We start from the raw sequence: 11,626 nt of genomic DNA, 5'->3' as shown, positions 1-11,626 counted from the left end.
CTCCTTGAGGGATCCAGAGTCCCTCAAGGAGGCCCCCACGGACCTTTCAGACCACGGTGTAGCCGGCGTGTTCGACAAGGAACGCTCCGGCATTCGCTCGCAAATAGACGGAGAAACGACAGGTCCGGTGGCTCAAGAATTTCTACTCTTAAGCTACCCGGAGATCACCACAAGTCAGCTCACGAAGTGAATCCACCATCGTTGAAATAATTCACTTCACTGCGCCAAGAACAGGCGAAGCTCATCACGACGGAATGTAGAGCCACCAGATATCACCTTCCTGGCGACACAGGTAAGGGATCCCCGTATTACGCGTAAGGCCTTCACCCTCATCGTGACACTGGGCCCACGTGTTATGCGGCGACCACCTTACCCAGTCCAGTGGGGCCGAATATCCCGCAGGCCTTACCGCGTCCAGTGAGCTCGCGCTCGCGGTCACTGTTGACACTGATGCGATTCCGCCGACCATCATCAGCGACCCCGCAACCACAGCAGCTACCCGACCAAACTTAGTCAACACACCCTCCCTTGTATTAGACTACCAAGAACAATTGGTAGCATGGCAAGCAACTACCAGTCAAGACGATCACCGGCATGCCGTTCCGGCAATAGTTCCTTTATTTATCCGAAAATCGTAGAATTCACGACGAAGATCAGGAAGATCCGCGCCTGGCCCGCGTGCCTGCTGCTAGACCACGGTGTACCCGGCGTGTTCGAGGGCGGCGACGACGTCTTCGCAGTGTTCGGGACCGCGGGTTTCCAGCGCGAGCGAGACGTCGACCTCACCGAGCGAGCCGGAGATGCGCGAGTGCTCGACGTCGAGGACGTTCGCGCCGAGTTCGCTCACGCACGAGAGCACCGCCACCAGCGAGCCCGGGCGGTCGGGGACGCGCAGGTGGAGTTTGAGGTAGCGTCCGGCGGCCGTCATCCCGTGCTGGACGATCTGCACCAGCAGCACGGGATCGACGTTGCCACCGGAGAGGATCGCGACGACCGGCGGTTCGAACGCGCCGGGATGCTGCAGCAACGCGGCGACCGCGGCGGCGCCCGCCGGTTCGACGACGAGCTTGCGCCGTTCCAGGCACAGCAACACCGCGCGGGACAACGATTCTTCGGAGACGGTCACGATGTCGTCCACAAGGGACGACACGTGCGCGTAGCTGACCGGGCCCGGTTCGCCGACCGCGATCCCATCGGCCATTGTGGACAGTTGACGCAGCCGGACCGGTGCGCCGGCGGCCAGCGACGGCGGGAAGGCGGCCGCTTCCTCCGCTTGGACGCCGACGATCCGGACGTCCGGCTTGACGGCCTTCACCGCCGAAGCGACCCCGCCGACGAGCCCGCCACCGCCGGCGGCGACGAGCACCGTGCGGGCACCGGGGACCTGATCCAGGATTTCCAGCCCGACCGTGCCCTGGCCCGCGATGATGTCCGGATGGTCGAAGGGGTGGATGAACACCGCGCCGGTCCGGTCGCCGAACGAGATCGCCTCGGCCAGCGTCTCCTCCAGTACCGCGCCGTGCAGGTGGACGTCGGCGCCGTAGCCGCGGGTGGCCGCGAGCTTCGGCAGCGGGGCACGCAGCGGCATGAACACGGTCGCCTTGGTGCCCAGCAACGACGAAGCGAGCGCGACGCCCTGCGCGTGGTTGCCCGCGCTGGCCGCGACCACGCCCCTGGCGCGTTCCTCCTCGCTCAGCCCGTGGATCCGGGTGTAGGCTCCGCGGATCTTGAACGACCCGGTGCGCTGCAGGTTCTCGCACTTCAGGTACACCGGACCACCGTGCAACCTGCGGAGATCCCGCGCGTGCTCCATCGGCGTGACCCGGGTGATCCCTTCGAGAAGTTCCCGGGCTTCCCGGATCCTCTCGAGGCTGACGAGTTCCATGGCACCGGATGATGCCACTTACCGGACATGCGGGCTGGGACCACGGCGGGCCGAGTACCCTGGACGCGGCGGCGACGGCTGATCAGGGAGCGAATATGGCAACGGGTGACCACGCGAACACCGCTCGACCGGTGCGCGCGACCCGCTCCGCCAGCGTGCTGTCCCTCGTCGTCGGCGTGCTGTCCGCGGCGGCGCTGACCGGCGCCGCGGTCTTCACGGTCGACAGGGCGGGATGCGCGGCGCCCGCGCAGTACATCCGCCACGACAACCACGTCGAACTGGTCGGCGGCTGCGTGAACGGCGAAGAACTGCCACCCGCGCCGCACGCGCCTTCTGGGAGTGCGTCCGCTGAGGACGCCCAGCCCGGCAACTACCGCCCGTAGGTTCTCTCAGTCCAGCGCGGCGAGCAGGTCGGCGACCAGGTCCCGGCCGTCCTCGATACCCACGGACAACCGCAGCAGATCGGCGGGCACCTGCAGGGTGGAGCCCGCGGTGCTTGCGTGGGTCATCCGGCCGGGGTGCTCGATCAGCGACTCGATCCCGCCGAGGGATTCGGCCAGGATGAACAGCTTCGTCCGCGAAGCGACCTCCAGCGCGGCCTGTTCGCCGTCGACGTGGCTGAACGACACCATGCCGCCGAACCGGCGCATCTGCTTGGCCGCCGTCTCGTGGCCGGGGTGCTCAGGAAGGCCAGGGTAGTAGACCTTGACCACCTTGGGGTGTTTCACCAGCGCCTGGACGATCTTCTCGGCGTTGTCGCTGTGCCGCTCCATGCGCAGCGCGAGCGTCTTGAGCCCGCGCAGGGTGAGCCACGCGTCGAACGGGCCGGGCACCGCGCCCGCCGAGTTGCGCAGGAAGAACAGCTGCTCGCGGATCTCGTCCTCATTGGTCACCACGGCGCCGCCGACGACGTCGGAGTGCCCGCCGAGGTACTTGGTGGTCGAGTGCACGACGATGTCCGCGCCCAGCGCCAGCGGCGTCTGCAGGTACGGGGTCGCGAAGGTGTTGTCGACGACCAGCCGGGCACCGGCCTCGTGCGCGACACCGGCCAGCGCGGCGATGTCGGCGATGCCGAGCAGCGGGTTCGTGGGCGACTCGCACCAGACGAGCTTGGTCTCCGGCCGGATCGCGGCCCGCACCTCGTCCACATTGGACAGATTGGCGACGGTGTGCTCGATGCCCCACAGGCTCAGCACCTTGTCGATCAGCCGGAACGTGCCGCCGTACGCGTCGTTCCCCAGCACGAGGTGATCACCCGGCCGCAGCACGGTGCGCAGCACGGCGTCGGACGCGGCCATGCCGGAGGCGAAGGCCAGCGCGTGCCTGCCGCCCTCCAGCGCGGCCAGCGCCTGCTCCAGCGCCGTCCTGGTCGGGTTCGCGGTGCGCGAGTACTCGTAGTCACCCTCGCGGGTGCCCCCGACGCCGTCCTGCGCGTACGTCGAGGTCTGGTAAATCGGCACGATGACGGCACCCGTGCGCGGATCGGGCTGCTGCCCGGCATGGATGGCACGTGTCTCGAAACCCAGCGCTGAGTAGTCGTCGACCATGCCACCAGGGTACGGGGAACCCCCGACAATCCCAGTAAGTGGGAGTAACTTCACCACCGGCCCGGCGGCTGCGGCGGCGGATACTGCTGGTGAGGAGGCTGTGGCGGGGCGTGACCGCCTGGCCGGATCGGTGCGGCGACGCCGATCAGCATCCCGATGTATGGACTGAGCAGGGCGGCAGCGGCGGCGCACGCCACCAGCGCGAGCACGAGCAGTACCCAGGCGCTGCTCCCGTAGCTCACCTCCACGACCGCGCCGACGAGCGCGAGTCCCGCGCCACCCAGGGTGAGCAGCGATGCCGCCTTCTTACCGGCGTACAGGCAGGCGGCCCCGGCGAGCACGACCGCCCACGCCACCAGCTCCACGATCAGCCAGAAGACCCCGGCGTACCGCCACGTCCTGCGCGAGACGGCCGACAGCACGATCGCGACGACCGCGAGCAGCGCGAAAACCCCGGCCGTGCCCCAGCGAAGGAGCCGTACCGCGGGCAACTCCGGCTGCGCGGGTGTCGCGAGCGGCGCGCCACCGAGGGTGGCCATCGCGGCACGCTTGCGGCGGATCGGACGCAGCACCAGCGCCACCACGGCGAGCACGAGCACCACCGGCGCGAGGGTCACGCAGGCGACCGTGCCGTACGCGGTCGCGATCTTGAACTCGAACGTCGCCTTGAGGAACCGGCCATACCGCACGTCGTAGAAGAGCGGTTCGAGCCAGCCGAGCGCGATCGTGAGCGTGGTGCCTGCGATCAGCGTCACGAGCCCGCCGACGGTGCGCGTGAACACCAGGATCCCGCCCACCAGCAGGATGATTCCGAACAGGAGGAACAGGCCGAGCGCGGCGATGGAGCCACCGCTGAGGTCCCCGATGGAGGTGCCCTTGGGCAGCGTTATGAGCGCCACGATCGGCTTCGAGAAGACGGCTCCGCCGAGCACGAGACCCAGCACGGCGGTGACGATCGCGGTCACGCCGGTCTTGAGCGGCGGTCGCGCCGCCACCGGTGGTGGCGGCGGGTACGGGTAAGCCATCGCGCGTTACCGCGGGTACTGCTGCGGGTAGCCGCCTGCCTGCGGGTAGGCCCCGAGGGGCTGTGCCTTGCCGACCCACACCGCGGTCGGGCGCACCAGCGACAGCACCAATGTCGCGGTCGCCGGGATGACGACGAACACGAGCGCCACGATCCCCGCCCCGGCGACCATGCTGCCGCTGAAGTGCCGCAGCGCGCTCAGGCCGACCAGGCTCAGGACGAACCCGATGAGCACCACCGCGATCGCGAGGGCACTGCCGATGATGCTGAGCATCCGGCCCGCGGGTTTCTTGAGGAACAGCAGGATGCCACCGGCCAGCAGCAGACCGGCGAGCACGAGGTAGAGGAACGCCGTGACGAGCATGAGCCAAGGCAGGTAACGGCTGTAACCGAACACGGCGACGATCTGGATGACCGCGCTGACGAGGTAGTACACACCGCCCAGCACCGCGAGCACGCCGGCGGTGATCGCCGTGGCGCCGCTCGGTTTCTGGTGCGGGGGAACGAAACCGGGCGCCTGCGGATAACCGCCGGGATACGGCTGGCCGTAGGCGGGCTGCTGCCCCGGCACCGGATAGCCGCCCGAGGGCGGATACTGCGGCGGTACCCCTGGCTGTCCCTGGTTCGGCTGCTGTCCCGGGTACTGCGGATACGACACGGTGTTCCCCTCGCCCTTCGGTCACCCCCAAGCCGGTGACCACCCTGCAGCGGAGCGTACCGGTCGGGCGTGCCTCGCGGCGGGTTCTTCACGCGTGGGAGTGCCAGGTCACCACTGCCGCGGCGGGGAGTACCCCTGCGGTCCCTGACCGTACGGCGGCAGCATGGTCTGCGGGCGATGACGCAGGTATTTGAACGTCGGCGGCAGGACCGCGAAGAGCAGCGTCAGCGGTGCGAGCGCCATGAGCGCGACACGGTCGTAGGCCGCGAAGTTCCGCAGGCGGAATACGGCGGTGAAGTACTTCGCGTAGGTCGAGACGGCGACGGGTTCGAGCAGGATCGCCGCGATCGCCAGCAGCGCGCCGAGCAGCAGCAGGACAGCGCCCGCCGTCGCGCGGAACAACGTCGACAACGCGCCGACGAGCAGCAACAGCCCGGCGACGAGATAACAGGCGAGGCCGGCGAGCACCATCGGCGGCAGATCACCGAGGCTGAGCCCGGACGGGAGGTCGATGAACCGCGTGACCGGCACGTATCCCGCCGCCACCGCGGCCAGCAGGCCGAGCAACGCGGCGAGGACGGCCGTCGCTCCGGTCGGGCGCGATACCGGGGCTCCGTAAGGGAGACCTGGCTGCGGTGCTGGGTATCCGTACGGACCGGTCACGGCTCTCCCGTCGGGCTGTCGGCGCAAGGACGCGGCGCTCACCCTAGCCCGGGAAAACCCGCCGTCGACCGGAAACGACGGACGGTATGAAGACGTGTTGCCCCCGGCCGGACGGCCGGGGGCATCACGGGTGGTCTAGCGGATCACCACTGCTGGGGTGGCTGGCCGAAGCCTCCGCTCGGCGGGCCCTGCTGGCCCGGCTGCTGGCCGTAGCCCTGCGGGGGCTGGCCGTATCCGGGCTGCTGCGGCTGACCCGGCTGACCGTACGGCTGCTGCGGCTGACCGTAACCCGGCTGCTGCTGCTCCGGCTGGCCGTAACCACCCGGATGCTGCTGACCCGGCTGCGCGAACCCGCCGCTGGACGGGTTCGGCCCACCCGGCTGGCCATAGGGCTGCGGCGGCTGGCCGTACCCGGGCTGCTGGCCCGGCTGGCCGAAACCACCCGGCTGGCCGGGCTGGCCGAAGCCACCCTGCGGGGCACCGTACGGACCGGGCGCACCGGGACCGGACGGCGTCGAACCGCCACCGAGGCCGGCGAACTGCGCCGTCGCCGGGATCACCGCGAGCACACCGACGATGAGGATCAGGATGCCCAGGATCAGCGGCGGGATCCCGCCACCGACGGACGCCTTGGCGGTCGCGCTCATCCTTGCCAGCGTCTCGGAGTTCGGCGTCAGGCCGATCTTCAGCAGCAGCGAGAACAGCGCCAGGATCACGCCACCGCCGAGCACGACGAACGGCACGACGGTCTTGATGGTGCCGCTCAGCTTGCCCGCGAGCGCGAGCCCGACACCGCCGGCGAGCGAGATCAGCGAGCCGACCAGGATCAGGATGACGTAGAGCCAGACCGTGCCCGGCCCGATGAGGCCCGCCTGCTCCAGGATCTTGTCGATCTCGGCCTGGTTCGGCAGGCCGTCGAAGACCTTCGAGTAGTCGCTGGCGTCACCGAGGTAGACGAACGAGAAGATCAGCGCGATCAGGCCGAGCAGGGCGACGACACCGCCGGCGATGTAGCCGTACAGCGCGTTGCCACCGCCACCCCCGGCGGGAGCGGCGCCGAACGCCGACGCCGGCTGGCCGAAGCCGCCACCCGGCGGCGGGCCGCCGAAGCCGCCCGGGGCACCGAAGCCCTGGGGCTGGCCGGGCTGACCCGGTTGCGGTTGACCGGGCTGTCCGTACGCGGGCTGCGGCTGGCCGTAGGCACCCGGCTGCCCATAGCCCGGCTGCTGCTGGCCGAACCCGCCGACCGCGGCGGGGTTGTCGGCCGCGCTCGGCGGCGGGGCGTACGGGATGGCGGGCGGCTGCGAGCCGGGCGGCACCAGCTGGGTGGACTCCGCGCCGGGCGCGTCGCCGCCCCCGACCGGGTTCACCAGCTGGGTCGCGTTCGCGTCGCCTTGCTGGGCGGGCTGCCCACCCTCGCCCTGCTGCACGGGCTGCACGACCTGGGTGGGCTCCGGCGTCTCACCGAACTGGCCGCCCTGCGGCTGCTGCGGCTGGGCCGGCTGGACGACCTGGGTCGGTTCCGGTGAGCCGAACGGACTGTCCTGCTGCGGCTGGGGGCCACTCGGCGGGCCCTGCGGTGGCTGGCCGCCACCCCACGGCTGGTTCGGTGGCTGCGGAGCACTCATTTGGGTCTTGAACCCCCTTGACGAGGACACGAAAAAGTTCTAACCAGGCCACACGCTATCGGATAGCCGGGTCAACCGCCGGTAACACCTCGGTGTGCCCGGACGATGAGACCTCTTCTAGCGTCCGGCGAGGAAACTGAGCAGGTCGTGCCGGGTCACCACACCTGCGGGTTTGCCGTCGATCAGCACCAGCGCGCCGTCCGCGCCCTCGAGCGCGGTCATCGCGGCGCCGACCTGCTCACCGGCCCCGATCGTGGGCAGCGGCGGCGACATGTGCGTCTCCAGCCGGTCGGCGAGCTGGGCCTTGCCGGTGAACAACGCGTCGAGCAGGTCGCGCTCGTTGACCGCGCCGACGACCTCGGCGGCCATCACCGGCGGTTCGGCACTGACCACCGGCATCTGGCTGACGCCGAACTCGGAGAAGATCGCGACCGCCTCGGCGACGGTCTCGTTCGGGTGACTGTGCACCAGGCTCGGCAGCGACCCGCTCTTGCGCGTGAGGACGTCGCCGACCGTGGCACCCGAGGAGTCCGGGGGCAGGAAGCCGTAGGAGGACATCCACGCGTCGTTGAACACCTTGGTCAGGTAACCACGGCCGCCGTCGGGCAGCAGCACCACGACGACGTCGTCGGGCCCGAGCCGCTCGGCGAGCTTCAGCGCGGCGGCCACCGCCATCCCGCACGAGCCGCCGACCAGCAGGCCCTCTTCGAGCGCGAGACGCCGGGTGGTCTGGAAGGAGTCCGCGTCGGAGACGGCGATGATCTCGTCTGCGATCTCCCGGTCGTAGGTCTCCGGCCAGAAGTCCTCGCCGACACCCTCGACGAGGTACGGCCGCCCGCTGCCGCCCGAGTACACCGAACCCTCCGGGTCGGCGCCGACGACCCGCACCCGGCCGTCGCTGACCTCCTTGAGGTAGCGCCCGGTGCCGGAGATGGTGCCGCCGGTGCCGACGCCCGCGACGAAGTGCGTGATCCTGCCCTCGGTCTGCTGCCACAGCTCGGGGCCGGTCGAGTGGTAGTGGCTCTCCGGGTTCTGCGGATTGGCGTACTGGTTGGGTTTCCAGGCGCCCTCGATCTCGCGGACCAGCCGGTCGGACACGTTGTAGTAGGAGTCCGGGTGTTCCGGCGGCACCGCGGTCGGGCACACCACGACCCGCGCGCCGTACGCCTTGAGCACGTTGCGCTTGTCCTCGCTGACCTTGTCCGGGCAGACGAACACGCACTGGTAGCCCTTGCGCTGGGCGACCATGGCGAGCCCGACGCCGGTGTTGCCCGAGGTCGGTTCGACGATCGTGCCGCCGGGCTTCAGCTCCCCGGAGCGCTCGGCCGCCTCGATCATGCGCAGCGCGATGCGGTCCTTCACGCTCCCGCCGGGGTTGAAGTATTCGACCTTGGCCAGCACGAGCGGCTGTAGCCCCTCGGCCAGTGCGTTCAGCTTGACCAGCGGGGTGTTGCCCACCAGATCGGCGATGTGCTCGACGTAATCCACGCGCACAGCTAAACGGAGCGAGCCCGCCATTGTCCAGCCAAGGCGAAACCGGTCACGCGAGCGGCGGACGGCTCCAGGTGCGCGTCGGTCCGGCGGCGACGTCCCGCGAGGTCCGTCCGGCCACTGGCGAGAACCGTGCGACAGCCAAGCCGCTACCCACCGGTGCCCGGCCGGAGGGCCGTGGCACGTCGAAACGCCGTCCCGTCCTGGAAACCGGCCCGCACGCACCGTGCGTCCCCGGTCCCGCCTCGGCAGGTGACGAGGAGCGGCGCGCTGCTCCGGCAGCGGCTCCAGCGGTGAAGGGGTCCCATGACCGTCCTCCGCGGTTTCGGCATTTCAGTCGGTATCAGGCATCGACGGCCACGCTATCGGCCGATGGCCGTTCGGGGGAAGGGCCGCTCACCAGATCGGACCAGACGTCGTCACCGGCACGTGCCCGTTCCGTCCAGCCGCGGGGCCATTTGCGGCGGAGCCCGTGGTCCGTCCGTGTCGCGGCCCCGGTCAGCCGGGCCTCGGTCTTCTCGCCGAAGTCGACCTCGTTCTCGAACCTGGCGCCTGCGAAGGAACCCCCGGCGGCGCCGAAGTCCACCGAGCGGAAGTCGACCAGGCCGTCGAAGACCGTGTTCTTGAAATCCGCTTTGCTCACATAGGACGTGCCGCGGAACGACGTCGTTCCCACGAAGGTGGCGCCGTAGAACACCGCGGACCGGACACGGCAGTGGGTGAAGGTGAAGTTCGTGAGCGTCGCGCCGACCAGATCGAGATCGACATCCGGCCAGTAGGCGGGGTTTTCGCCGTCCTTGCCCGGCCGCAGGTGCAGGGTCAGCACGCGTTCCGCGGTGCGGCGTACCTGGAGTTCCTGGCGGTTCTCCTCGTCCTCGGGATCATGCTGGAAGGGCATCCGCAGGTAGGCGCACAGGACGTTGACGATGGTCTGCCGCTGTTCCTCGTGTTCCTGCGCGAGCCGTTCCAGCGCGTACAGCCCGGCGAGCCGGACGGGGGCCTTGTCGCTGCCCAGTTGTTCGGCGGCCTTGCTGTACATCTCGGTCACCCGGCGCTGCGTGGCGTCGTGGTCCTTCTGCACCAGGTCGAGTTCGGCGGACCGCTGGCGCCGCGCGGCGAGCAGGAGCGCGGCCGCGCCGCCGGTGCCGACGACGACGTTGGCCGCGGTGCGCAGCGCGTCCAGCCGGGCCGAGTCCTCCGGTCTGCCGCCGCCGAGGGTCGAAAGCAGGGTGATCGCCGCCGTCGTCGCGAGGACGAAGAGCCCCGCGCCCCAGAGCAGGATGGTCCGTGTCGACAGCACTCGATGGCTCGTCACGGCGGCGCATTGTGCCAGCGTTCGCGAAACCGTGTTCGCCTTTTGGACGTGTTCCGCGTCGCCCCCGGCTTGTCACCCACGCCACACACTCCCAAGATGGTGACCAAGCGCTTATTTCAGTACTCGACGAAGAGGTCTGTGATGCCTGAAGCCGTGATTGTCTCCGCCGCGCGCTCGCCGATCGGGCGCGCCAACAAGGGTTCGCTGGTCAGTATGCGGCCCGACGACCTCGCGGTGCAGATGGTGCGCGCCGCGCTCGACAAGGTGCCGCAGCTGGACCCGGCCGACATCGACGACCTGATGCTGGGCTGTGGCCTGCCGGGCGGCGAGTCCGGCTTCAACATGGGCCGCGCCGTCGCGGTCGAGCTCGGCTACGACCACCTGCCGGGGTGCACCATCACCCGCTACTGCTCCTCCAGCCTGCAGACCACCCGCATGGCACTGCACGCGATCAAGGCGGGCGAGGGCGACGTCTTCATCTCGGCGGGCGTCGAGACCGTGTCCCGCTTCGGCAAGGGCAGCTCGGACTCGTGGCCCGACACGCACAACCCGCTGTTCGCCGAGGCCGAGGCCCGCACCCAGGCGACCGCCGAGCAGGGCTCGGACACCTGGACCGACCCGCGGACCGAAGGCAAGGTGCCGGACGTCTACATCGCGATGGGCCAGACCGCCGAGAACCTCGCGCGGCTCAAGGGCGTCACGCGGGAGGACATGGACGAGTTCGGTGTCCGGTCGCAGAACCTCGCCGAAAAGGCCATCGCGGACGGGTTCTGGGCCAAGGACATCACCCCGGTCACGCTCCCGGACGGCACGGTCGTCTCGAAGGATGACGGCCCTCGCGCGGGCGTCACGCTCGAAGGCGTCTCGGGGCTGAAGCCGGTGTTCCGGCCCGACGGGCGGGTCACCGCGGGCAACTGCTGCCCGCTCAACGACGGCGCCGCCGCGCTCGTGGTCATGTCCGACACGAAGGCTCGTGAACTGGGCATCACGCCGCTCGCGCGCGTCGTTTCGACCGGGGTTTCCGGGCTGTCGCCGGAGATCATGGGCTACGGGCCGGTCGAGGCGTCGAAGCAGGCGCTGTCCCGCGCCGGGCTGTCCATCGGCGACATCGACCTCGTCGAGATCAACGAGGCGTTCGCGGCGCAGGTCATCCCGTCCTACCGCGACCTCGGGATCGACATCGACCGGCTGAACGTCAACGGCGGCGCGATCGCCGTCGGGCACCCGTTCGGCATGACCGGCGCGCGGATCACCTCGACGCTGATCAACTCGCTGCAGCACCACGACAAGCAGTTCGGCCTGGAGACGATGTGCGTCGGCGGCGGCCAGGGCATGGCCATGGTCCTCGAACGCCTCTCCTGACCTGGTAACGGTCCGTGGGGGCCTCCTTGAGGGACCCAGAGTCCCTCAAGGAG

Annotated in this window: 11 protein-coding genes; 3 read left to right on the top strand and 8 right to left on the bottom strand. The window is 69.7% G+C overall.

Annotated features, from left to right (window positions below):
* The coding region (locus ACFWX1_RS46960) for a hypothetical protein (RefSeq protein WP_378396433.1) at positions 1 to 190 on the top strand (190 nt) is incomplete at its 5' end.
* Positions 191 to 688: 498 nt separating this feature from the next.
* Here ACFWX1_RS46960 and ilvA read toward each other — a convergent pair.
* Positions 689 to 1,885 (bottom strand): threonine ammonia-lyase, encoded by a 1,197-nt coding sequence (gene ilvA, locus ACFWX1_RS46955; protein WP_378396432.1) that lies wholly within the window; start codon positions 1,883 to 1,885, stop codon positions 689 to 691.
* A gap of 95 nt (positions 1,886 to 1,980) precedes the next feature.
* Between ilvA and ACFWX1_RS46950 the strand changes: the two genes are divergently transcribed.
* Positions 1,981 to 2,268, top strand: coding sequence for a hypothetical protein (locus tag ACFWX1_RS46950; RefSeq protein WP_378396431.1), 288 nt, complete (start codon positions 1,981 to 1,983; stop codon positions 2,266 to 2,268).
* A 6-nt stretch (positions 2,269 to 2,274) separates the two neighbouring features.
* On the opposite strand, the gene ACFWX1_RS46945 is transcribed toward ACFWX1_RS46950, so the two are convergent.
* From ACFWX1_RS46945 to ACFWX1_RS46915, 7 genes are all read right to left on the bottom strand, one after another.
* Complete coding sequence (locus ACFWX1_RS46945) at positions 2,275 to 3,432, bottom strand: cystathionine gamma-synthase (RefSeq protein WP_378331641.1); 1,158 nt, start codon at positions 3,430 to 3,432, stop codon at positions 2,275 to 2,277.
* A 50-nt stretch (positions 3,433 to 3,482) separates the two neighbouring features.
* Complete coding sequence (locus tag ACFWX1_RS46940) at positions 3,483 to 4,457, bottom strand: hypothetical protein (RefSeq protein ID WP_378396430.1); 975 nt, start codon at positions 4,455 to 4,457, stop codon at positions 3,483 to 3,485.
* A 6-nt stretch (positions 4,458 to 4,463) separates the two neighbouring features.
* A complete protein-coding gene (locus ACFWX1_RS46935; RefSeq protein WP_378396429.1) occupies positions 4,464 to 5,114 on the bottom strand; it encodes a hypothetical protein in 651 nt (216 codons plus the stop codon).
* Between the two features lie 108 nt (positions 5,115 to 5,222).
* On the bottom strand, positions 5,223 to 5,777 hold the full coding sequence (locus tag ACFWX1_RS46930) for a hypothetical protein (RefSeq protein ID WP_378396428.1): 555 nt from the start codon (positions 5,775 to 5,777) through the stop codon (positions 5,223 to 5,225).
* A gap of 143 nt (positions 5,778 to 5,920) precedes the next feature.
* Positions 5,921 to 7,405 (bottom strand): hypothetical protein, encoded by a 1,485-nt coding sequence (locus tag ACFWX1_RS46925; RefSeq protein WP_378396427.1) that lies wholly within the window; start codon positions 7,403 to 7,405, stop codon positions 5,921 to 5,923.
* Positions 7,406 to 7,522: 117 nt separating this feature from the next.
* Positions 7,523 to 8,893, bottom strand: a complete 1,371-nt coding sequence (locus tag ACFWX1_RS46920) for a cystathionine beta-synthase (protein ID WP_378396426.1) — start codon at positions 8,891 to 8,893, stop codon at positions 7,523 to 7,525.
* Positions 8,894 to 9,239: 346 nt separating this feature from the next.
* Positions 9,240 to 10,211 (bottom strand): pentapeptide repeat-containing protein, encoded by a 972-nt coding sequence (locus ACFWX1_RS46915; protein WP_378396425.1) that lies wholly within the window; start codon positions 10,209 to 10,211, stop codon positions 9,240 to 9,242.
* Between the two features lie 141 nt (positions 10,212 to 10,352).
* Here ACFWX1_RS46915 and ACFWX1_RS46910 point away from each other — a divergent pair, with 141 nt between their 5' ends.
* On the top strand, positions 10,353 to 11,573 hold the full coding sequence (locus ACFWX1_RS46910; protein WP_378396424.1) for an acetyl-CoA C-acetyltransferase: 1,221 nt from the start codon (positions 10,353 to 10,355) through the stop codon (positions 11,571 to 11,573).
* Positions 11,574 to 11,626: the final 53 nt, after the last annotated feature.

The organism is Amycolatopsis sp. NPDC059021 (genome assembly GCF_042739895.1).
Lineage (GTDB): Bacteria > Actinomycetota > Actinomycetes > Mycobacteriales > Pseudonocardiaceae > Amycolatopsis.
The sequence above is the reverse complement of the archived record's forward strand: the minus strand, read 5'-3'. Positions and strand labels throughout refer to the sequence as shown.